Below are 21,495 nucleotides of genomic sequence, written 5' to 3'. Positions count from 1 at the left end.
CGCAGGCCTCACACTTCGATGTCGAGGACAAGCACGCCATCGAGACCGCCCACCGCATTGGCAACGATCTGGGCTCCCAGCGCTTGATGCGCGGCGTTGTCAGCATAGGCCTGCAGATCATCCCAAGTGTCGAAATCAATGGTGAAGCCATGCATGTAGCCACGCTCGATCTGTTCGGGACTTTGCGAGCGCCCACCGCCGAAATTATGAGCACCTGCAAGGGTTTCGGTCAAACCAGAGAGACCGGCATAAATCTCGGCGATCGTGCCTTCGGCAGTTTCAGGTGCAAATCGAGTCAAGACGATATGGCGGATCATTGGCAAATTCCTTGGTCTGATTTGATCATATCGGCCGCTTTTTCGCCGATCATGATGGACGGGGCGTTGGTGTTGGACGAATTGACGCGCGGCATGATCGAGGCATCTGCAACGCGCAGACCGTCGATGCCATTGAAGCACAGGCGTGGGTCGAGCACCGCGCCCGCGTCAACGCCCATGCGGCAGGTGCCGGCACAGTGGTGCGAGGTCTTGGAATGTGTGCAGATAAAATTGAAGTATTCTTCATCTGTCTGCACGTCCGGTCCCGGCAGGCGTTCCGCCAGGATGAAGGGTCTCAGCGCGTCCTGTGCCAGGATCGATTGCACCAGCTTCAGCCCGCGGATCGACATCTCCCGATCATAGGGATCCGCCAGATAATTGGGATCGATCAACGGCATATCGCCTGGGTTATCCGTTCGCAGGCGTACGGTACCGCGCGAGCGTGGGCGCAGGAAACACGCATTCAGCGTCACACCACCGTTGGGCATCGCCGCCACGCCCGCTTCGATCCCGGTGCCGAGACCAAGATGCATCTGAATATCGGGGGAGCGGGCGTCGGGGTCCGCATACCAAAAACCCCCTGTTTCAAAGAGGCTAGACGCCACCGGCCCCCTGCGGGTGAAAAAATATTGCAGCCCGGCCAGCGCAGAAAGATGCGGCTTGGCAAAGCGGTCGTAGGTGTGCGGGCCGGTCACCTCACAAATCGCGTAGAGATCGAGGTGATCCTGCAGGTTCGCACCCACATTGGGCTGGTCAAGAACAACCTCGATGCCAAGCGCGCGCAGCTCATCCGCAGGTCCGACGCCGGACAGCTGCAAAAGTCTTGGCGAGCCGATAGCGCCCGAGGACAGGATCACCTCTCGATCCGCCAAAACCCGGCTGCCGTCCTCCAATTCAACACCGGTCGCGCGCCCGGCGTGGAACAGGATGCGCCGCACCTGAGCCCCCGTGCGCACGGTCAGGTTCGCACGATCCCTGTTTGGCGCCAGAAAGGCCATTGCCGCCGAGGACCGGCGCGCATGGCGTTGCGTCAATTGATAGTACCCGGCACCATCCTGACGCGCGCCGTTTACATCCTTGTTTTCCGGAATGCCCAACTGGCCCGCCGCCGCGATATAGGCATCGCAAATCGGCAAAGGCGCCGCTGGCTTGCTCACACCAAGGGGACCGCCCTGACCATGAAATTCATTGTCAAAGGCATCATTGTCTTCGGATTTTTTGAAATAGGGCAGCACATCGGCGAAGCTCCAGCCCTCGCACCCCAGCTGACGCCATTCATCATAATCCTGCGCAGCACCGCGGGTGTAGATCTGGGCATTGATCGCCGACCCACCGCCGATGACCTTTGCCTGCGTGTAGGTGAACACCTTGCCCTGCATGTGGCGCTGCGGAGTGGTGGTCCACCCCCAGCTGCCGATGCCCTTGGTCATCTTGGCGAACCCGGCAGGCAGGTGGTAAAACGGATGCCGATCCCGCCCTCCCGCCTCCAGCAGCAGCACACGCACATTCGCGTCTTCGCTCAGGCGGGCCGCAATCACGGACCCTGCAGACCCGCCGCCGATGATGATGAAATCATATCCTTCGGTCATCGCATTTCTCTACAGGCGCGCGATGGACAGACCGCCATCCACCGGAATGCAGGCGCCATTGGCAAACCGCATCTGCCCCTCAGCCACGGCCAGAACGATTTCCCCGATATCCTGCGGCAGCCCCCAACGCCGGGCAGGCACCAGACCGTCTTCAATGCGCGCCGTGTATTTGTCACGCACACCGGCGGTCATTTCGCTCTCGATGATGCCGGGACGCAGCTCGAACACACCGATGCCATGCGGGGCCAGACGCACCGCGAAAAGCTCCGACATCATCGCGGCACCGGCTTTGGACACGCAGTATTCCGCGCGCTCCGTCGACACCATGGCCGCGCTGACCGAGGTGATGAAGCTGATGGAACGGTAGCTTTCCGAAGGTGTTGCCAACATGCGCTTGGCCACGGCCTGCGCCAAAAAGAACGCGCCGCGCAGGTTGACATCGAGAACAAAATCCCAGTTTTCCGGCGCGAGATCGAGCATATCACCGCGCACCGGGGCGCCGACGCCCGCATTGCTGATCAGCGTGGTCACAGGGCCAAACGCCTCCTCCACCCGATTGAGCAACGCGGGAACATGCCCGATCTCCGAAACATCATGCTGAAAATAACGCGCGGCACTGCCAAATTTGTCCAAGGCAGATTGCACAATCGGCGTATCGCCGGGAGACCGCGATGCGATGGCAACCCGGTAGTTGGCCGCGATAAGTTGTTCGACAATGCCAAGCCCAATACCCTGTTGCCCGCCGGTGACCAGCGCAATCTTACTCATGCTGCGAACTCCGTTTCGGTGATGTGGCTGGCGCTGCGCAGCGCCAGCGCCGCAATCGTCAGCGCCGGGTTCACCGCGGCGGATGTCGGCAGCACCGAGGCGTCAACGATGAAAAGATTGGGGTGATCGTGACTGCGGCAGAAGGTGTCGACCACGCTGGTGTCCGGGTCATGCCCCATGCGTGCGGTGCCGCATTGATGCGAGGGCGTGCGCCGATCAAAAGCGCGCGACAGGACAATCGGAAGTCCGGCCTTGCGCAGATATGTCTTGAGCGTGGCAACCAAGGCTTCATGCGCTGCCCAATTGGATCGCTGCCAGTTGAGCTTGATTTGCCCGTCTTTGAGCGTCACGCGGCTGTCTGGATGGGGTAGGTCCTCGGACATGGCATAGAAGTCGAAGGACCGCGCTGCGATCAGACGGGCAAGCCAGGTTGGCAAGGGGGAGGCCGCGGTCAGGATCGGGGCGGAAATCTTGCCCAGCAATTGCACATTCCCCAAGGGCATGCCGCCTTGCCCATCCGAGAGGTAAAAGTCGTTGATCATCAGCGTTTTCTGATAGATCGCCCGGTTCTTTTGCAGCGGGTGCAGCGCCATGAGCGCTGAGCAATTGTGGTTCATGAAATTGCGGCCCACCTGACCGGACCTATTGGCCAGACCGGTTGGGTGATTGTCATTCGCCGAGGCCAGCAGCAGGGCCGCCGTCTGCACCGCCCCGGCCGAAACAACGACGGTGGGCGCTGTAACGGTCTGTACTTTCCCCTGCATCATGCAGGTCACACCCGAGATGCGCCCATCGTCGCCAACGGACAATCCCGAGACCTGGCAGCCCGTTCGCAACTCCACATTCGCGTGTTCCAACGCTTGCTTGATGGCGATGGTCTCCGCATCCATCTTGCCACCGCAGGTGTCGGGATGAGCATCCCAGGGATCTTGCCCCGCCGCCAACCAGCGGTCGATATCGACGCCCAGCGGCAAGGACGCGGGGGTAAGGCCCGCGATTTTCAACCGTTGGCGCAGTTTCGAAATATCTGGTTCATCGGCGACTGGCCCATGGAGATACCTTCCCGACCGCGGTGGCTCTGTTGGGTCTTCGCCAGTGGTGCCCCGCACTTCATAGAGATGCTCAGCCGCCAGATAATCGGGTTCCAGATCGCGATACGAAATCGGCCAGCCCGGGGTGCTGCCCCTGCGATGCTGAATACTTGCGAAATCCGCTTCCCGATACCGGATCAACACCGCGCCGTAGAATTTGGAATTGCCCCCAACACAATAGTAATTTCCCGGGCTGAAAGGTTGATCTGATCCATCCAGCCATTGCTCGTCCGGTCGAAAAACACCTGCCTCGAAGATGGCACGCGCATCCCGATCCGCAGGCGACGGTTGCAGGGTTTCGCCACGCTCCAGGATCAGAATGCGGCGACCGCTCGGGGCCAGTGCAGCGGCCAGTGTGGCACCGCCCATGCCCGATCCGATTATGATGACATCCGGCTGCATCAGGGCGCGATGCGGTCTTCGGACTGTGGGTCAAAGGCCACAGCTTTTTCCATGTTAACGGCAAATTCAAAATCCTGTCCCGCGCGCACTTCAGCATCGGACCGCATCCGCGCGATCACGTCCTTGCCACCCAGTTGCATTGAAACAAACGTATCGGAGCCGGCAGGTTCCGTGACCACGATCCGATTGGTCATCTGGGCAATATTTGATGATTTCCGGTCTGCGCCATCAATGTCCGTGATGGTTTCCGGACGAATGCCCAACAGGATGTCCTTACCCTTCCATGCGGCGAGATTGGCCTGACTGAAGGGCAGGAGCGACTTGCTGTCATCATGCAGGGAAATCTCCGCCTGCGGCACACCGTTTTGCATGCGCACCGTCGCCGGGATGACGTTCATCGCCGGTGAGCCCATGAAGGTCGCCACAAAGATATTCGCCGGGCTGTCGTAGATCTCCTGCGGCGTGCCCAGCTGTTGCACATAGCCGCCGTTCATCACCGCGATGCGTGTCGATAGCGTCATCGCCTCGATCTGATCATGCGTGACATAGACAATCGTGGTCCCCAGATTCTGGTGCAGCTTCTTGATCTCGGTGCGCATGTCGACGCGCAGTTTGGCGTCGAGGTTGGACAGGGGTTCATCGAAGAGAAAGACATCCGGGTTGCGTACCAGCGCCCGCCCCATGGCAACGCGCTGCCGCTGGCCGCCCGACAATTGCCCCGGTTTACGGTCCAACAATTGTTCGATCTGCAGCAGCTTGGCGACCTCATGCATCGCCTTTTCGCGTTCCGGTTTGGGCGTGCCATGCATCTCCAGCCCGAAGGTGATGTTCTGGCCCACGGTCATGTTCGGGTAGAGCGCATAGCTCTGGAACACCATCGCGATATTCCGCTTGGACGGGTGCACCCCGTTCATGATCTGATCCTTGATGCGGATTTCGCCACTGGTGATCTCCTCCAGCCCGGCGATCATGTTCAGCAGCGTGGACTTGCCGCAGCCCGAAGGGCCGACGAGCACCAGAAACTCGCCCTCCTGCACGGAAATGTCGACGTTGTGCAGCACTTCGACACTGCCATAGGCCTTTGTCGTATTGTCGATGTCGAGAAAACCCATCGTCTCAATCCTTCAGATTGCCCGGCGCGGCGCGATTGCCCCGTGTGTTCGGCTCTTGTAACGCGCCACTGGCGCCTGTCTTCTTATGATGCAAAGCCATCCCTCACCCCTTCACAGAACCCGCCATCAGGCCGCGGACGAAATACCGTCCGGCCACGATGTAGACGAGCAGCGTTGGCATGGCGGCCAGGATCGCCCCGGCGAAATGAACGTTGTATTCCTTTACGCCGTGCGAGGCCTGCACCAGATTGTTGAGCGCCACCGTCATCGGTTGACTGTCGGCCCCGGCAAAGGAGGCGCCAAAAAGGAAGTCATTCCAGATGTTGGTGAATTGCCAGATGATCGACACTACCGCGATCGGTCCCGAGGACGGCAAGAGGATGCGCCAGAAGATCTGGAAGAACCCCGCCCCGTCGATCTGCGCCGCGCGGATCAGTTCTGTCGGGAAAACCGCGTAGTAGTTGCGGAAATAGAGTGTTGTGAAGCCGATGCCGTAAACCACATGCACCAGCGCCAGCCCCCAGGTGGTTCCAGCCAGACCCATCAGGCCCAGCATGCGCGCCATCGGGATCAGCACGATCTGAAAGGGGATGAAGCAGGCAAAGAGCATCAGGCCGAAAATGATGGTATCGTATTTGAACCGCCATTTCGTCAGCACGTAGCCATTGAGCGCGCCCAGCACGGTCGAGATTGCAACCGCTGGCACCACCATCTTGATAGAGTTCCAGAAATAGGGCGACAGCCCGGTGGGCTCGACCCCGATCTGAGCGGAAGACCAGGCCTTGAACCAGGGCTCCAGCGTAAACTCGCGCGGCAGGTTCATCATGCCGCCGCCGGTGATCTCGGAGAGCGGTTTCACCGAATTCACCACCATCACGTAGAGCGGCAGCATGTAGAAGAGCGCAAAGAGAATGAGTACCACATAGATCAGCGTGCGCGTGACCCGACCGGTGCGGATGGCGGTATCCTGGGAGGCGACAGACATCAGCGCTTCTCCCGCAGTTCGGAATAGAGGTAGGGGATCATGATGGCGGCGATGGTCATCAGCATGATCGTGGCAGAGGCCGCGCCGATCCCCATCTGGTTTCGCGTGAAGGTATAGGAATACATGAAGGTCGCAGGCAATTCCGTGGCCCGCCCCGGCCCGCCGCCCGTCAGCGCGATCACCAGATCGAAGGTCTTGATTGCCAGATGCGACAGGATCACAAAAGCTGACAGGAAGGCGGGGCGCAGTTGCGGGATGATGATCCGCCGGTAGAGGTTCCAGTTGCTGGCCCCGTCCATCTGTGCGGCTTTGAGGATTTCATTGTCGATGCCGCGCAAGCCCGCCAAAAACATCGCCATGACGAAGCCGCTGGTCTGCCAGACGGCGGCCAACACCACGGTGTAGATGGCGAAATTCCGGTCCTTGATCCAGTTGAATTCGAAGCTCTCCCAACCCCAGGTGTGCATGACGTTTTCAAGGCCGATGCCCGGATCCAGAAACCATTTCCACGCGGTTCCGGTCACGATGAAGCTGAGCGCCATGGGATAGAGATAGATGGGGCGCAGCAGGCCTTCGCCGCGGATTTTCTGATCAAGGAAGATCGCCAGACCGAGGCCAATGCTGGTGCAGATCACGATGTAGAGACCCGCAAAAATGCCCATGTTCTTGAGCGAGACTTCCCAATGGCTGAGACGCCAGAGCTTGGAATAATTCTCAAGGCCCACCCAGCCGTAGCTCGGCAGCAGGCGGCTGTCGGTGAAGGACAGGTAGACCGAAAACAGGATGAAGCCGTAGACAAAGACCAGCATCATCGCAATCGATGGCGACAACACCAGCTTGGGAATCCAATTCTGCAGGCGTGTCTTGAAATCCGCGTCGGCTGTATGAGCCATCACGCGCCCTCCTTGTGAGACGGGATTGTTTTACGCGGCGGGCGCGCAAGGCGGTGGGGCAACAGATTGCGCCACCCCACCGGGAGGATCACTTGGCGATCGAAACCGCATCCACCAGCTCTTCGACAGCGGTTTCGCTGTCGTATTCGCCGTTGAAATGCGCTGTGACCACGTCATAGATCGCGTTCTTCACCGAGGCGGGCGCCGCATGACCATGGGCCATCGACCCGAAAAGGTTGCCCGAGGCTGCTGCTGCGGCAAGGTCCTTCATGCCCTGTTTGCCGCAGGCATCAAAATCCGCGTCACTGACATCTGTGCGCGCGGGCACCGACCCTTTGACGACATTGAATGCCGACTGGAAGGATGGCGACAGGATCGCGGAGGCCAGCGCGGCCTGTTCCGCAGATACCGCGCCACCCTGGTCGAACATCATGAACTGGTCGGCGTTGAACGTGACCTGATCCGCGGTGCCGGGGAAGCGGAAGCAGAGGAAATCCTCGCCCGGGACCTTATCGGCATTCAGGAATTCCCCCTTGGCCCAGTCCCCCATCATCTGGAAGCCCGCTTCGCCGTTGATCACCATCGCCGTGGCAAGGTTCCAATCCCGGCCCGAGAAATTGTCATCAACATTCGCACGGATCACCGCCATGCGGTCGAAGGCTTCTTTCATGCCGTCCGAACCAAGCGTCTCTTCATCGAGGTCGATGAAGGCAGCCTTGTACCCATCCGGCCCCAGCACAGACATGGCAACCGCGTCAAAGACGGTCGCGTCCTGCCAGGCCTGGCCACCGTGGGCAATGGGTGTGACACCCGCAGCCTTCAGCGTTTCCAGCGCGGCGGTGAACTCCTCCCATGAGGTCGGCACGGCAATGCCATTGGCATCCAGCACCGCCTTGTTGGCCCAGACCCAGTTGGTCGAATGCACGTTCACGGGCGCGGAAACCCATTTGCCGTCCACTTTCGCAAAGGACTTGAGCGCATCCGGCACCACATCGTCCCAGCCTTCTTTGGCGGCGACGTCATTGAGGTTTGCCAGCGATCCCTGATTGCCCCAGTCCAGAATATCAAATCCCAGTCCTTGCACGGCGGTCGGCGCATTGCCCGCAGTCACCCGCGCACGCAGCACGGTCATCGCCTGCTCGCCGCCGCCCCCCGCGACCGGCATATCGGTCCAGCCAATGCCCTGACCTTCAAGGTCCTGTTTCAGCACGTTCAGGGCCGCAGCTTCACCGCCCGATGTCCACCAGTGCAGGACTTCTACATCCTCCGCCGCCCCCATGGTGGTAGATGCCATCAACACCGCCACAACAGCAGCCTTCGTTTTCAATAGTACACGCATTTGGTATCCTCCCTTATCGCGTAACATTGTCTTCACACGCTTTTTTCACGTGTCTTCACCCAAGGCGCGCGCGTGCGTCCCACACGCATCACAACCGATTTCACCTCAAGGAATTCGTCAAATCCGTAGCGCCCGATTTCCCGACCCTGACCGGATTGCTTCATCCCGCCAAAGGCCAGTTCCGGATAACCGTCCATCCAGGTGTTTGTCCAAACTGTACCCGCCTCGGCGCGCCGTGCAAACTCGAGACAGGTATGAACGTTCTCGCTCCACACCCCGGCAGACAGCCCATAGGATGTGTCATTGGTCAAAGCGATGGCCTCATCGAGCGTCCTGAAAGTCAAAACCGTCAGCACCGGGCCAAAAACCTCGGCGCGCGCAATCGGCATATCCGGAGAGACGTTGCTGAGGATGGTTGGTTGGTAAAACTGATCGCCCAAGCCGGGGACATCGAACGTATGACCGCCCAACTCCACCCTGGCGCCCGCAGCGATGGCGTCTTTTACATACCCGTCGATCTTGTCGTTGTGGTCCGGCGTTACAATCGCGCCAACCTGTGTTTCGGGATCAAGCGGATCGCCGAATGACACAGCGCGCGACAGGGCAACGACCCATTCCACAAATGAAGATGCGATATCTTCGTGGACGATGATCCGGCTCGACGCGTTGCAGCATTGGCCAACGTTGAAATAGGCGCCAAAAACCACGGCATCGGCGGCATCCTCAAGATCGGCATCGGGAAAGATCACCTGCGCATTCTTGCCACCCAGCTCAAGTGCCACCTTTTTCAACGTGCCGGACGCCGCTTGCGTGATCCTCTTGCCCACAGCCGTGGAGCCGGTGAAGGTTACCATATCCACGTCTTCGTGGGTGGACATCAGGCTGCCGACCGGCGCGCCGAAGCCCAGAACGATGTTACAAACGCCCGCTGGCAGGCCAGCCTCGACCAACAGCTCGCCCATCATCACGGTGGAGGAAGGCGTGACCTCGGACGGTTTCACAACCACCGTACAGCCAGCAGCCAGGGCAAAGGGCAGTTTCTGGCTCAGAATCCAGAACGGGAAGTTCCAAGGGGTGATGATCGACACCACGCCAATCGGTTCCTTCAGAACCATACCCAGCATGTCATCGCCCAACGAGTTGTGGCTGTCGCCATGCATCGTGCGGGCAAGCGATGCGGCATAGCGCCAGAGATCTGCGGCACCGGACACCTCGCCGCGCGACTGCGTGATCGGCTTGCCGCTTTCCAGCGTTTCCTGAACCGCGATGCGGTCCACATTGGCTTCGATAAGCGCCGCAACCCGCAGCAGCACAGTCGCGCGGTCCTTGCCGGATAGGCGGCTCCAGCGCCCGGCATCGAAAGCGTTGCGCGCCGCGGTGATCGCCGCCTCGCATTCCGCGACGCCACCCTTTGCAGATCGGCTGACCACCACACCATGCGAGGGCGACACCCGCTCAAACACCTGCGCATCTGCGCTGGCAGACCAGACGCCATCAATCAGGTGACGGCCCTCAAATATTTTGGGCAGCTCGGCGGCGATGGCGGGAAGGATGGTGAGGTCTTTCATGATTTCACTGTCCTGAAAACTTCGGGGGGCGTTTGTCGAGAAAGGCGGTTACGCCTTCAACACGATCATCGCTGGCGGCAATGGCGGCGCTGCCCAAGGCTTCGACCATGGCGGCGCGGTCCTCGCCCGTCGCGGCGTGCAGCATATATTTCGACACCTCCACGGCGCGGGGTGACAGCGCGCCAAGGGAGACTGCAATCTCTTGTGCAGCAGCCAGCGCATCGTCGGCGATTTCGGCCACATACCCAAGCGCCACCGCGCGCTCCGCCGGGATACGCCGCCCGAAAAGCGCCATCTCCTTGACCACAGGTTCCGGGAAGAGGCGCAAAACACGCTGCGTGCCGGACCAGCCTTGTACGATCCCAACGCGCGCTTCGGGTAGTGCAAGCGTCGCACCTGGCACCATCACGCGGATATCGCAGGCGCTCGCGAGTTCCAGGCCACCGCCAAAGGCATGACCATTCAGCGCGGCAATCGTCGGCATGGAAAGGCGCGCCAAACGATCAAAAATACGGTGCCCGTCGCGGACCCAATGACGGGCAAACGCGCTCGGGCTCAGATGGCCCCAAGCGGCGATATCCGCACCACAGCAGAAAGCGCGGCGACCGGTTCCCGTCAGAATAACACAGCGCAGCGTAGTATCCCGTTCAATCTGTGTCAGATGCGCATCCAGAGCCTCCAGCATCTGCGTTGTCAGCGCGTTCAGCTTATCGGGGTTTTGCAGGGTGAGCACGGCAACATCACCGTCGATATGGAGCTGGACGTCGCTCATAGCGTCATCCCCATAGGGTGCGCGCCAAGCAGCGATTTGGGCATCGCTTTGGCATTCTCCGCAACCTGCACACGACCCGAGGACGCCGCAACGATATGCCGCTGTGCATCAATGCCCGGCATGATCTCAGTCGCGATGAGCCCCTCCTCCGCCAGCCTGATCACGCAGCGCTCGGTGACGTAAAGTACATCCTGCCCCAAGGCCCGCGCACGGTCGCCAGAAAAAGTGACATGCTCCACCTCATCGACCATTTTAGTGAACCGCCCGGGCTTGGTGACTTTGATGCCGTTCTCGCTCAAATCGATCTCCGCCCCGGCCTCAAACCAGCCCGAAAACACGATTTTCTTTGCCCGCGCGGTGATGTCCACAAAGCCACCGCAACCCGCAGTAAGATAAGGCTTTTTCCCCAATTTCGAGACGTTCACATTGCCCTGCAGATCAACCTCAAGGAAGGATAGAAAGGACACGTCAAATCCGCCACCCTGAAAGTAGATGAACTGCTGGGGTGAGGGCACAAAAGCATCCGCGTTCGAGGCACAGCCAAAGGCAAACCCGGTCAGGGGCACGCCGCCGACAGCCCCCTGTTCGATGGCCCAGGTGACCGCGTTGGGGTGGCCCTCCTCCAGCAGGATACGCGGCACCATCGCGCTGATCCCAAAGCCGAGATTGGCCGTCATGCCAGAGCGCAGCTCCTGTGCGGCGCGCCGGGCAATGATCTTTTCGACGCCATGCTCAGCATGGGCGAAGCTGTCCCAGGGCCGCATGATCTGGCCCGAAATCGCAGGATCATAGGGCGTTTCGCAAGTTTGCTTCTGATCCGGATCAAGCACCACCACATCGACCAGATGCCCCGGCACCCGCACATCATGTGGGCGCAGGCTGCCCACCGCCGTCGCCCGTTCGACCTGTGCGATCACCAGACCACCGTGATTGCGCACACAGATCGCCTGCTCCAGCCCGCCCAGATAAGCGCCCTCGTGCTCATAGGTGAGGTTTCCGCGCGCGTCGGCGGTCGTGGCCCGCAGGATACAGACGTTCGGCACGACATTCGGGAAGTGCAACCAGGTGTCACCCGCGAATTCGACCCGCGAAACGATAGGCTCTGCCGCGCCGCTTTCGTTCATCGCACAGCCCTGCCGCACCGGATCCACGAAGGTTTCCAGACCGATCTGCGTCAGGACCCCGGGACGGCGCGCGGCCGCTTCGCGGTGCATGTCGAACATGATGCCCGACGGCACGTTGTATGCCGCCACGCGGTCCTCCACGATCATTTTCCAAATCTCGGGCATCTCAAGGCTGGAGGGTCCCGAGGGGTAGGACCCGGCCAGCACCCGTGTCAGCAGCCCATCCTTGGCCAGATAGTCCATGCCCTTGACGCCATACATGTCACCCGCCGCGATCGGGTGCAGGGAGGTGATGTTGCGCGGATGCGCCTCGGCATCGAAGCGCGCGCCGATGGCTTTGAGCACAAGATCAGGGCAGCCCAGCGATGACGACGACGAGACGGTGACAACGGCATTGTCCGGAATACGGGCTACGGCCTCGGCTGCGGAGACAAGTTTGCTCACGACACGCCCTCATAGTCGACATCCATCCGTTTGCCGGTGCGCGCGGCCTCGCGAACGGCCAACGCGACGGTGAGCGACTTGACTCCATCGATCCCATCCGCCGCCGGACGGCCCTCCCCCAATGTGGCCTTGGTGAAATCGCTTACCCCCTGCGCGTAGAGCGAATGCGGAGAACAGGAGATAGTTTCACGACCGTCCTCCGTGACCAACTCAACCGATCCAACCGGCTCCTGCGTCATCACGCTTTGCGCGAAGATGGAGCCGGTCTCTCCATGCACTTCCAGCCCGTTGCCCGCAAATCTATGCGTGAAGCTTTCATGCGACATCACCATGGCGCCTGACGGCATCGCCCAGACAGACATCGCGGAATCCTCGACGCCCTCGCCCATGCCCGAAGACGCCATCTGCGCGACAACGCATTTCGGGTCTTCGCCCAGCAGGAACCGCGCCACATCGGCGTTGTGCACCGTGATATCCGGGATCACACCACCTCCTGCGGCGGCGTCATTGATCCGCCACCCCTGCAGGTTGGGCGGCAAATGCACCGCGTGATGAACGCGCAGCGATAGAACCTTGCCGATCCTGCCGGAGGCAATCAGGTCGCGTATTGCGCGATGTGTCCCCGAACACCGAAGATGGTGGTTGGTGCCAAAGATCACCCCGGCGTCTCGCGCTGCGGCAACCATTTCGAGCGCATCTGCCTGATTCAGAGCCAGCGGCTTTTCACACAGCACATGTTTACCGGATGAGATCGCTGCCATCGCCTGTGCGAAGTGCTTTTCGTTGGTTGAGGAAATATAGACGGCCGAAGCGTCATGATCTGCCAATGCTTCCGCCAGATCTGTTGTCGCGTTTGGGATTACGTGGCGTTCCGCCCAGCCTGCCACCCGATCCGGAGATCCGCTGACAGCCCAGACCACGTCCTGACCAGCTTGCGCTCTGACGGCGCCAATCATGTATTGCGCAGCAATTGTGCTGGCGCCGACAAATATCCAGTTCACGATTCGCGTTCCTATTTTGGATCGTTCCAAATAACTACTGGATCGTTCTAAATTTGGCAAGCGCGTTTCTGAATCGTGCATTTCTTCAGATCGGTCTTGCAGCGTTGGAGGGTTCCCGGTGAGGGGTTGGGGCGCTGTGCGTCACGCGAATGCACGCGGAAAAATCATGCCGGTAAAAACCCCCGCAGGTGCAGGCCGTTAGTCTTAGAATAACAGGAGTACCGGATTTGATTAGCTGACTTGCATGCGAAAGAAACGTGAGAAATACAGGTTGCAGCGACCCTTAGACGCCGTAACGCGCCATGAATGTTCTGACCGCCCCATTGACGACCCGATCAATCTCGGCAGGCGTCACGACTTTGGTCATGCCGAAAATCAGACGCGGCCAGACATCTGCCTTGCAAAGTTCGCCAAACTGATCTGCCGCCAGAATACGATCTTCGATGCGCAACTGCCCGCGCGCAACGGCCCGGTCGAAATACGCCGCCATCTCGGCCCGGAACACCGCGGGACCGGAATTGTAGAACTTCTGCCCCAGCTCCGGGAACCGATCCGATTCCGCCACGCAGATTCGGAAAATCTGCTGTCCGAACTTGGATGTGATGAAGCGTAGGAAATGTTGCCCGGTCTGTTGCAGCACCTCACGAGGCTCTGCCTCCATATCGATGCTGTCCAACGCATCGCGGGATTGTCTTTGGCATTCGGTCGTCGCGACCTCAAGGAACAACAACCGCTTGTCGGGAAAGTAGCTGTAGAGCGTCGCCTTGGAAACATTGGCCACCCGCGCGATTTCGTCAACGCTGGCGCCTTCAAACCCATCCGCCATAAAGACCCGCCGCGCGCCTTCGAGCACCTGATCGAACTTGCGCCCCTTGCGGATCATTTCGGCTGTGGATGTCATGGCGCCCCCGGATGTACGCCACAACAATATAAACCGAACTGTTCAGTTCCAAGCAAATTCCCAAAAACCATTGCATAGGCCGGTTGTCCCATAGACATAGTTGCATTAGAATCATTCTAAACTAGAGGTTCGATCCATGCGTTTTTCCTTTGCCCGCAAGCGGTTCCGTGATTTGAGCGAACAGGAAGTCCTTGCCCTCGCGATCTCGTCAGAAGAAGACGACGCACGCATTTATCGCGGCTACGCGGAAACTCTGCGGCACGAATTTCCCGATTCCGCCCATATTTTCGAAGATATGGCGCGGGAGGAAGATCAACACAGGCAACGGCTGATTGACCTGCATCGGGACCGTTTCGGCGATGTGATCCCCCTGATCCGCCGTGAGCATGTGGCAGGATACTATCAGCGTCGACCGGTCTGGCTGATCGAAAACCTGGGGCTGGACCGCATCCGCGCCGAAGCCGAAGCGATGGAACGCGAAGCCGAGCAATTCTATGTGACCGCCGCGGCGGCTGCGACAGATGCGGCGACACGAAAACTGCTGGGCGACCTCGCAGCAGCAGAGGCCGCGCATCACGCGATAGCAGAAGGTCTGGAGGCCAAACACCTCGATCCGGAAACCCGCCAGAGTGAAGAAGAAGCCGCGCACCGGCAATTCCTGCTGACATGGGTGCAACCGGGCCTCGCCGGTCTGATGGACGGCTCCGTCTCCACGCTGGCGCCGATTTTTGCCACCGCCTTCGCCACACAGGACACCTGGACGACCTTCCTTGTGGGCCTCGCGGCCTCTGTCGGCGCCGGTATCTCTATGGGCTTCACCGAGGCCGCGTCTGATGATGGGCAGCTGTCTGGTCGTGGCTCGCCCATCAAACGAGGGTTTGCATCGGGGATCATGACAACGATCGGCGGTTTGGGCCACGCGCTGCCCTATCTCATCACGGATTTCTGGACCGCGACGGTCATCGCCATCGCTGTTGTGTTCGTGGAGCTTTGGGCCATCGCGTGGATCCAAAACCGCTATATGGATACGCCGTTCTGGCGCGCAACCCTGCAGGTCGTGCTGGGCGGGGCGCTTGTGTTTGCGGCGGGTGTTCTGATCGGGTCGGGGTAGCTTGCGCTGCCCGGCGGTTCGCTCTAACACCCGATCATGGTTGAAATCTTTTTCAAGACTGTCCCCTTTTTTGCACTGATCGGATTGGGGTACTGGGCCGGGTACACCCGGTTTTTCACCGAAGAAGCCACCGCCTATCTCACGAAATTCGTTTTCTACTTTGCCCTGACGGCCATGCTCTTTCGGTTTTCGGCCAATCTGTCCCTTGAAGACGTCTGGGACCCGAATCTTGTAGCGGGCTATCTCGCGGGCACCATGGCGGTCTATCTGATCGCAACGCTTGTGGGATATCTGCGCAAACTTGACGTGGCCACCACCGCGGTCGAGGCGCAATGCGCGGCCATTGGCAACGTTGGGTTTCTGGGCGTGCCCATGCTGACCCTGTTGATGGGCGAGGCCGCGATTGGCCCGGTGATGATGGCGCTGGCCGTTGATCTGATCGTCTTTTCCAGCCTCATCGTCATTCTGATCACCGGATCGCGCGATGGGCGGCTGAACTTCGGTATCTTTCGCACCGTCGGGCTTGGGCTTGTCAAAAACCCGATGATCGTTGCGATTGTCGTGGGGCTGATGTGGTCATTCTTCGATCTGCCGATTCCCGCCCCTGCCAATGAATTCCTCGCCATTCTGGGGGCTGCGGCAACACCGGGGGCGCTTTTTGCCATCGGCGCATCGCTTGCTACCAAATCCGCCGAGCGCCTGCACATTGCCGGGTGGCTGACCTTCTGCAAACTGGGGCTGCATCCGCTCTTCGTGGCCATCGGCGTGCTCTATCTCTTTCCCGCCGACCCCTATTTCGCGGCCGTGATCATCGCCGCCGCCGCGCTGCCCGTGGCAGGCAACGTCTATATCCTGGCGCAGCACTACGGCGTGGCACCGCATCGCGTTTCCGCCGCAATCCTCGTCTCCACCGCAATCAGCATTCTCACGGTCAGCGGGATTATCGCACTGGTGGCGCCCGGCTGACCAAAACGCTTGCCGCCTCGGCACGCGCGGGGTAGCCAACAGAGGACCAGCATGAGGAGCCTGTCATGGAAACCATTTCGGAAAACGCCTGTTTCAGCGGCACACAGGGCGTCTATTCTCACCCCTCGACAAGCTGCGCTTGTGATATGACCTTCGGGCTTTTTGTGCCGCAGGAAGCCAAGGACGGCCCGGTGCCGCTGCTGTGGTATCTTTCCGGCCTCACCTGTACCCATGAAAACGCCATGGTCAAAGCTGGCGCTCAGGCCTGGGCTGCGGAGCAGGGCATTGCGCTGGTCTTTCCCGACACCTCGCCGCGCGGTGAGGGTGTGGCCGATGACGACGCCTATGATCTGGGTCAGGGCGCGGGCTTCTATGTCAATGCATCCGAAACGCCTTGGGCACCGCATTTTCAGATGTGGGACTATGTGACCGAAGAGCTGCCAAAGCTGCTGGAACGCAATTTCGATCTGGATATGTCGCGGCAAGCCATCACCGGCCATTCGATGGGCGGGCACGGCGCGCTGACCATGGCGATGGCCCTGCCGGGGCGTTACCGGTCCGTATCGGCATTTGCCCCGATTTCCAACCCAACGGCCAGCGACTGGGGTCGCAAACAGCTGTCCGCCTATCTTGGCAGTGATGAAACCAAATGGGCCGGTCACGATGCCACGCTGCTGATGCAGGAGAAGGGGTTTGACGGGCCGATCCTGATCGACACCGGCACCAATGACCAGTTCATCGATCTGCTGAAACCCGAAGCCCTGGCGCAGGCCGTCGCGGCCCGGCGGCAACAGGCGACACTACGGCTGCAACCCGGCTATGATCACAGCTACTTCTTTGTCTCCACCTTCATGGAGGAACACGTGGCCTTCCATGCGGATGCGCTCTACGCATGACCGCGCTCTACATCGATGCGGATGCCTGCCCCGTCAAAGCCGAGGCCGAAAAGGTCGCCACGCGACACCGTGTGCAGATGTTTGTCGTCTCGAACGGCGGCCTGAGGCCCTCGCAGAACCCGCTTGTGGAAACAGTCATCGTGCCGGACGGCCCGGACGTCGCCGATATGTGGATCGCGGAGCGCTGCGGCCCCGGTGACGTCGTGGTGACGGGCGACATCCCACTGGCCGCAAAATGTGTGGAAGCGGGCGCGCAGGTGCTCAAGCATAACGGCGAGCCGCTGACGGCGGCGAATATCGGCAATGTGCTGGCCACGCGTGATCTGATGGCTGATCTGCGCGCCGCCGACCCCTTTCGCCAGGGCGGCGGCAAAGGCTTTACAAAGGCCGATCGGTCCCGTTTTCTGGACGCGTTGGAGCGGGCCTTGCGCAGCGCGAAATCAACCATCCGAAAGGCCTGAAGGGCGAGGTGCTGCATGCAACCAAAAGCGGTGATTTTTGACATCGGCAATGTGCTGATCGAATGGCAACCGGAGCGGTTTTACGACGCGGTGATCGGCGAGGACCGCAGGCGCGCGATGTTTGCGCAGGTCGATCTGCACGGCATGAACGAGCTGGTCGACCGCGGCGAACCTTTCGCCAAAACCATCTATGCGCAGGCCGATGCGACCCCTGCGTGGCGCGATGAAATCCGCATGTGGCATGACCGCTGGATTGAAATGGCGACCCCTGTGATCGATCATTCCGTGCGGCTGATGAAGACCCTGCAGGCCAAGGGCGTGCCTGTGTTTTCGCTGACCAATTTCGGGATCGACAGCTATGATTTCGCGGCCATGCATTACCCGTTCCTGCGTGAGTTCGACCGCGATTTCATCTCCGGCCACATGCGCGTGACCAAACCCGACCCGGAGATCTACCGGCGTGTCGAAGAAACCTCAGGTCTCTCCGGAACCGATCTGATCTTTACAGATGACCGCACCGACAACATTCGCATCGCGGAGACATACGGCTGGCAGACCCATCTCTTTGAGGGTCCGCAAGGATGGGCGGACAGGCTGGTCGCCGCCGGATTGCTGACACAGGCGGAGGCGCAATGAGCGTACCTGTTGTTCCCTTTGACGCGGGCGAGGCCCGGCTGGATTGGATCGCCCTTACCGACGCCCTTGCCGCTGGGCACCTGCTGCCGAAAGCGGAGATTGCCGATACATTTCTGTATCGCGATCCCGACACGCTGCTGAACCGCGCGGCATGGATTGATGGGCTGGGTCTTGCAGTGAAATCCGCCACGATCTTTCCCGGAAACACCGCCAAAGGGGCGTCCTCCATCAACGGCGGCGTGATGCTATTTTCGGACGCCGACGGGGGATTGCAGGCGATCATCGATTTCCATCTGGTCACAAAGTGGAAAACCGCGGGCGACAGCCTGCTGGCAGCCAGACGGCTGGCGCGTCCCGATAGCAAGAACATCCTGATTGTGGGCGCGGGGACGCAGGCGCATGGGCTGCACGCGGCCTATCGTGCCGCCTTTCCCCAGGCGACATTCACGGTCTGGAACCGGACGACCGCAAAGGCACGCGCGATGGCGGAAACGATCCCCGGCCTCGCCGTCGCTGAAGATCTGGAAGCGGCGGTGCGCGCGGCTGATATCGTGACCTCTGCCACCATGTCCACAAATCCTCTGATCCTCGGTGAGTGGCTGCGACCTGGGCAGCATATCGATCTGATCGGCGCCTATCGCCCTGATATGCGCGAAGTGGACGACACCGCCCTGACCCGCGCGCGCCTCTTTGTCGACAGCCTCGACACCACCGTCGGGCACATCGGAGAGATCAAAATCCCGATTGAAACAGGCGTGATCACGGCGCAGGACATCGTCGCGGATTACTACGCGCCCGCGGATTTCAGACGCGGCTCGGCAGACGAGATCACGATCTTCAAAAACGGCGGCGGGGCGCATCTGGACCTGATGACTTGCCGCTACATTCTGGACCAGTGGGAGGCGGGCGTTTGATCTGGCTCTATCTGGTTCTGGCCGCCCTCGTCGCGACGCCGTTGATCATCGAAGCCACGCGCAAACAGATGGACGATGCCGCGCGCGTGGACGCCCCGGGTGAATTTACCGAGCTGTCACAAGGCGTCACCCATTATCAATGGTACGGTCCCGAAAACGGGCCCGTCGCCGTGTGTGTCCATGGTCTGACAACGCCGAGTTTCGTCTGGCGCGGGTTGGCCAAAGGGCTGGCCCTGATGGGCTTTCGGGTTCTGGTCTATGACCTTTTTGGGCGTGGGTATTCTGATCGCCCCGGTGGCCTTCAGGATCGTGAGTTCTTTTTGCAGCAGCTCAACGATTTACTGGCCGATCACGGGGTCGAGGATGACATTACCCTGATCGGCTATTCCATGGGGGGCGCCATTTCGACTATCTTTGCCGCGGACCAGCCCGACCGTATCCGGCAGCTGATCCTGCTGGCACCTGCGGGCATGCGCCCTGTTGGCAAGGGCATCGTCGGGTTTGCGGCCCGCACGCCGATCATCGGCACCTGGCTGATGCTGGAACTCTACCCAACCATATTGCGCAAGGGCCTCAAGGCGGAAAAAGGCACACCAACCAGTGTTGAGAACATCAACGCCTTGCAAGAGGCGGAGTTGAACTGGCGTGGGTTTGTGCCCAGCGTCAGAGCGAGCCTGCGCGGCATGCTGTCGGAAAACCTTGCGCCCGATCATGCAATTCTGGAACGTGAAGCAGTGCCCGTGCTCGCTATCTGGGGGCGCGAGGATGATGTGATCCCGCTGTCCTGCGCCGAAACGATCAGCGCATGGAACAGCTCTGTCCAGAATGTGGTGATCGACGGCGCCGGCCATGGCCTGACCTACTCACACACCGCCGAGGTGCTGGCGCATATTACCGAGTTTACGCAGCAAAGCGGCTAGGCCGTGCGCAGCCCTTCCAGGCGTCGCTCGCGGATGGGCAGATGGATGAGCGCACTGAACGCGCCCACAGCAACCCCGACCCACCACACCAACGTGTAGTCGCCATAGACGTCATACATGCGCCCGCCCAACCAGACACCCAAGAAGCTGCCCACCTGATGGCTGAGGAACACAATGCCATAAAGCGTGCCCATGTAACGCAACCCGTAGATATGCGCGACAAGGCCGGAGGTCAGCGGAATGGTCGCCAGCCACAGCATGCCCATGGCAAAGGAAAACAGCAAAACGCTGGTGGGGGTGATCGGGAACATGATGAACAGCGCCGCGATGAGGGTCCGCCCGGTGTAGATGCCTGCCAGCAGGTATTTCTTGGAATAGTACTTGCCCGCCCAGCCCGCCAGCAGCGTGCCCGCGATATTGGCGATACCGATCAGCGAAATGGCGAGGGCCCCCAGCGCCGACGTTGTGCTGATCCCCATGCTGTCGAGCGTCCCGCCCGGCATGATCGGCCCGCAAAGCTCCGTCACGAAGGCCGGGAAATGTGCGGTGATGAAGGCAATCTGATAGCCGCAGGAGAAAAACCCCAGATAGATGAAGGTATAGGAGGGGTCCTTGAAGGCTTTCACCAGAATCTGGCCGAGGCTCTCATCCAGCTCGGTCTTGCTGGCCATCGCCGGTGCACGCATCATCGGCAACGTCAGCAGCACGAGGATGATCGCAGCCGCGAAGAGCATGAAAGTGCTCTGCCACGTCAGAAACCCCAGCATCCATTCCGCCGTCGGCGGGCCAAAGATCTGCCCGCCGCTGCCCGCCGCCGATACAATCGCCAGCGACATGGACCGGTTTTCATCCGACGCTGCACGACCAACCACCGCGAGGATCACCCCGAACCCGGTGCCCGCGATCCCGAAACCAACAAGCCAGGCGTAAAGCTGATGTTCCACCGGCGTGGTGGATTGCGCCGTCAGCATCAGCCCCAGCGCGTAGATCACGGCGCCCAGCACGATGGACTTCCGGTCGCCGATCTTCTCTGCCAAGGCGCCAAAGAGCGGCTGGCCCACCCCCCATGCGAGGTTCTGAATGGCAATCGCCAGCGAAAACTCGACACGCAGCCATCCAAATTCTTCGGCAATCGGGATTTGAAACACACCAAAGGTCGAGCGGATCGCAAAGCTGACGATGATGATGACGCAGCCGACAATCAGAACCGGTGTGAATAATGGCGTGCGGCTTTGCATGCAGGGTCCTCCGTTGGAGCGACAGTACCGCAGGCCCGTTGCGGGTC

General features: G+C 60.4%; 21 protein-coding genes. 7 read left to right on the top strand and 14 right to left on the bottom strand.

Annotation, left to right across the window (positions count from 1 at the left end; genetic code table 11):
* Positions 1 to 8 precede the first annotated feature (8 nt).
* The 13 genes from Q1A63_RS02770 to Q1A63_RS02710 form a co-directional block, all read right to left on the bottom strand.
* Entirely contained in the window at positions 9 to 317 is a 309-nt protein-coding gene (locus Q1A63_RS02770) for a Dabb family protein (RefSeq protein ID WP_298969081.1), read from the bottom strand.
* Entirely contained in the window at positions 314 to 1,906 is a 1,593-nt protein-coding gene (locus Q1A63_RS02765; protein ID WP_298969079.1) for a GMC family oxidoreductase N-terminal domain-containing protein, read from the bottom strand. The genes Q1A63_RS02770 and Q1A63_RS02765 overlap by 4 nt, the downstream gene beginning before the upstream one ends.
* A 9-nt stretch (positions 1,907 to 1,915) precedes the next feature.
* Positions 1,916 to 2,674 carry a 3-ketoacyl-ACP reductase gene (locus tag Q1A63_RS02760; RefSeq protein ID WP_298969077.1) on the bottom strand — a complete coding sequence of 253 codons (759 nt, stop codon included), beginning with the start codon at positions 2,672 to 2,674 and terminating at the stop codon, positions 1,916 to 1,918.
* Positions 2,671 to 4,167, bottom strand: a complete 1,497-nt coding sequence (locus Q1A63_RS02755) for a GMC family oxidoreductase (protein WP_298969075.1) — start codon at positions 4,165 to 4,167, stop codon at positions 2,671 to 2,673. The genes Q1A63_RS02760 and Q1A63_RS02755 overlap by 4 nt, the downstream gene beginning before the upstream one ends.
* Complete coding sequence (ugpC, locus tag Q1A63_RS02750; RefSeq protein ID WP_298969073.1) at positions 4,167 to 5,279, bottom strand: sn-glycerol-3-phosphate ABC transporter ATP-binding protein UgpC; 1,113 nt, start codon at positions 5,277 to 5,279, stop codon at positions 4,167 to 4,169. Before ugpC ends, Q1A63_RS02755 begins: the two co-directional genes overlap by 1 nt.
* Positions 5,280 to 5,382: 103 nt before the next feature.
* On the bottom strand, positions 5,383 to 6,264 hold the full coding sequence (locus Q1A63_RS02745; protein ID WP_298969072.1) for a carbohydrate ABC transporter permease: 882 nt from the start codon (positions 6,262 to 6,264) through the stop codon (positions 5,383 to 5,385).
* Positions 6,264 to 7,157, bottom strand: coding sequence for a sugar ABC transporter permease (locus Q1A63_RS02740; protein ID WP_298969070.1), 894 nt, complete (start codon positions 7,155 to 7,157; stop codon positions 6,264 to 6,266). Before Q1A63_RS02740 ends, Q1A63_RS02745 begins: the two co-directional genes overlap by 1 nt.
* Before the next feature lie 88 nt (positions 7,158 to 7,245).
* Entirely contained in the window at positions 7,246 to 8,451 is a 1,206-nt protein-coding gene (locus Q1A63_RS02735; protein ID WP_299630574.1) for an ABC transporter substrate-binding protein, read from the bottom strand.
* Between the two features lie 77 nt (positions 8,452 to 8,528).
* Positions 8,529 to 10,064, bottom strand: a complete 1,536-nt coding sequence (locus tag Q1A63_RS02730; protein ID WP_299630572.1) for an aldehyde dehydrogenase family protein — start codon at positions 10,062 to 10,064, stop codon at positions 8,529 to 8,531.
* Positions 10,065 to 10,068: 4 nt separating this feature from the next.
* Entirely contained in the window at positions 10,069 to 10,836 is a 768-nt protein-coding gene (locus tag Q1A63_RS02725) for an enoyl-CoA hydratase/isomerase family protein (RefSeq protein ID WP_299630570.1), read from the bottom strand.
* Entirely contained in the window at positions 10,833 to 12,404 is a 1,572-nt protein-coding gene (locus Q1A63_RS02720) for a CoA-transferase (protein WP_298969063.1), read from the bottom strand. Before Q1A63_RS02720 ends, Q1A63_RS02725 begins: the two co-directional genes overlap by 4 nt.
* The gene (locus Q1A63_RS02715; protein WP_298969061.1) at positions 12,401 to 13,405 is read right to left on the bottom strand and encodes a Gfo/Idh/MocA family oxidoreductase; all 1,005 of its coding nucleotides are present in this window, start codon (positions 13,403 to 13,405) and stop codon (positions 12,401 to 12,403) included. The genes Q1A63_RS02720 and Q1A63_RS02715 overlap by 4 nt, the downstream gene beginning before the upstream one ends.
* Positions 13,406 to 13,688: 283 nt before the next feature.
* The gene (locus tag Q1A63_RS02710; protein WP_298969059.1) at positions 13,689 to 14,306 is read right to left on the bottom strand and encodes a TetR/AcrR family transcriptional regulator; all 618 of its coding nucleotides are present in this window, start codon (positions 14,304 to 14,306) and stop codon (positions 13,689 to 13,691) included.
* Between the two features lie 136 nt (positions 14,307 to 14,442).
* On the opposite strand from Q1A63_RS02710, the gene mbfA reads away from it, so the two are divergent.
* The 7 genes from mbfA (at position 14,443) to Q1A63_RS02675 (ending at position 20,210) form a co-directional block, all read left to right on the top strand.
* Positions 14,443 to 15,417, top strand: coding sequence for an iron exporter MbfA (gene mbfA / locus Q1A63_RS02705; protein WP_299630567.1), 975 nt, complete (start codon positions 14,443 to 14,445; stop codon positions 15,415 to 15,417).
* A gap of 36 nt (positions 15,418 to 15,453) precedes the next feature.
* On the top strand, positions 15,454 to 16,383 hold the full coding sequence (locus Q1A63_RS02700; RefSeq protein WP_299630565.1) for an AEC family transporter: 930 nt from the start codon (positions 15,454 to 15,456) through the stop codon (positions 16,381 to 16,383).
* A gap of 65 nt (positions 16,384 to 16,448) precedes the next feature.
* The gene (gene fghA / locus Q1A63_RS02695) at positions 16,449 to 17,279 is read left to right on the top strand and encodes an S-formylglutathione hydrolase (RefSeq protein ID WP_299630563.1); all 831 of its coding nucleotides are present in this window, start codon (positions 16,449 to 16,451) and stop codon (positions 17,277 to 17,279) included.
* Positions 17,276 to 17,740: a YaiI/YqxD family protein gene (locus tag Q1A63_RS02690; RefSeq protein WP_299630561.1), complete on the top strand. Its 465-nt coding sequence runs from the start codon at positions 17,276 to 17,278 to the stop codon at positions 17,738 to 17,740. Before fghA ends, Q1A63_RS02690 begins: the two co-directional genes overlap by 4 nt.
* 15 nt (positions 17,741 to 17,755) lie before the next feature.
* The gene (locus Q1A63_RS02685; RefSeq protein WP_299630558.1) at positions 17,756 to 18,376 is read left to right on the top strand and encodes an HAD family phosphatase; all 621 of its coding nucleotides are present in this window, start codon (positions 17,756 to 17,758) and stop codon (positions 18,374 to 18,376) included.
* Positions 18,373 to 19,290 (top strand): ornithine cyclodeaminase, encoded by a 918-nt coding sequence (locus Q1A63_RS02680; protein WP_298969045.1) that lies wholly within the window; start codon positions 18,373 to 18,375, stop codon positions 19,288 to 19,290. Before Q1A63_RS02685 ends, Q1A63_RS02680 begins: the two co-directional genes overlap by 4 nt.
* On the top strand, positions 19,287 to 20,210 hold the full coding sequence (locus Q1A63_RS02675) for an alpha/beta hydrolase (RefSeq protein ID WP_298969043.1): 924 nt from the start codon (positions 19,287 to 19,289) through the stop codon (positions 20,208 to 20,210). Before Q1A63_RS02680 ends, Q1A63_RS02675 begins: the two co-directional genes overlap by 4 nt.
* On the opposite strand, the gene Q1A63_RS02670 is transcribed toward Q1A63_RS02675, so the two are convergent.
* A complete protein-coding gene (locus Q1A63_RS02670; RefSeq protein ID WP_298969041.1) occupies positions 20,207 to 21,448 on the bottom strand; it encodes an MFS transporter in 1,242 nt (413 codons plus the stop codon). The two genes, Q1A63_RS02675 and Q1A63_RS02670, sit on opposite strands and share 4 nt — an antisense overlap.
* Positions 21,449 to 21,495 lie beyond the last annotated feature (47 nt).

The organism is uncultured Roseobacter sp., from assembly GCF_947499265.1.
Classification (GTDB): Bacteria; Pseudomonadota; Alphaproteobacteria; order Rhodobacterales; family Rhodobacteraceae; genus Roseobacter.
The sequence above is the reverse complement of the archived record's forward strand: the minus strand, read 5'-3'. Positions and strand labels throughout refer to the sequence as shown.

Bases quoted from the DNA above. Each gene is read 5' to 3' on its own strand.
- Q1A63_RS02690 (WP_299630561.1), top strand. From the start codon at position 17,276: ATGACCGCGCTCTACATCGATGCGGATGCCTGCCCCGTCAAAGCCGAG.
- Q1A63_RS02755 (WP_298969075.1), bottom strand. From the start codon at position 4,167: ATGCAGCCGGATGTCATCATAATCGGATCGGGCATGGGCGGTGCCACA.
- Q1A63_RS02765 (WP_298969079.1), bottom strand. From the start codon at position 1,906: ATGACCGAAGGATATGATTTCATCATCATCGGCGGCGGGTCTGCAGGG.
- Q1A63_RS02770 (WP_298969081.1), bottom strand. From the start codon at position 317: ATGATCCGCCATATCGTCTTGACTCGATTTGCACCTGAAACTGCCGAA.
- mbfA (WP_299630567.1), top strand. From the start codon at position 14,443: ATGCGTTTTTCCTTTGCCCGCAAGCGGTTCCGTGATTTGAGCGAACAG.
- Q1A63_RS02700 (WP_299630565.1), top strand. From the start codon at position 15,454: ATGGTTGAAATCTTTTTCAAGACTGTCCCCTTTTTTGCACTGATCGGA.
- Q1A63_RS02680 (WP_298969045.1), top strand. From the start codon at position 18,373: ATGAGCGTACCTGTTGTTCCCTTTGACGCGGGCGAGGCCCGGCTGGAT.
- Q1A63_RS02760 (WP_298969077.1), bottom strand. From the start codon at position 2,674: ATGAGTAAGATTGCGCTGGTCACCGGCGGGCAACAGGGTATTGGGCTT.
- Q1A63_RS02745 (WP_298969072.1), bottom strand. From the start codon at position 6,264: ATGTCTGTCGCCTCCCAGGATACCGCCATCCGCACCGGTCGGGTCACG.
- Q1A63_RS02735 (WP_299630574.1), bottom strand. From the start codon at position 8,451: ATGGCATCTACCACCATGGGGGCGGCGGAGGATGTAGAAGTCCTGCAC.
- ugpC (WP_298969073.1), bottom strand. From the start codon at position 5,279: ATGGGTTTTCTCGACATCGACAATACGACAAAGGCCTATGGCAGTGTC.
- Q1A63_RS02730 (WP_299630572.1), bottom strand. From the start codon at position 10,064: ATGAAAGACCTCACCATCCTTCCCGCCATCGCCGCCGAGCTGCCCAAA.
- Q1A63_RS02685 (WP_299630558.1), top strand. From the start codon at position 17,756: ATGCAACCAAAAGCGGTGATTTTTGACATCGGCAATGTGCTGATCGAA.
- Q1A63_RS02725 (WP_299630570.1), bottom strand. From the start codon at position 10,836: ATGAGCGACGTCCAGCTCCATATCGACGGTGATGTTGCCGTGCTCACC.
- Q1A63_RS02670 (WP_298969041.1), bottom strand. From the start codon at position 21,448: ATGCAAAGCCGCACGCCATTATTCACACCGGTTCTGATTGTCGGCTGC.
- Q1A63_RS02710 (WP_298969059.1), bottom strand. From the start codon at position 14,306: ATGACATCCACAGCCGAAATGATCCGCAAGGGGCGCAAGTTCGATCAG.
- fghA (WP_299630563.1), top strand. From the start codon at position 16,449: ATGGAAACCATTTCGGAAAACGCCTGTTTCAGCGGCACACAGGGCGTC.
- Q1A63_RS02740 (WP_298969070.1), bottom strand. From the start codon at position 7,157: ATGGCTCATACAGCCGACGCGGATTTCAAGACACGCCTGCAGAATTGG.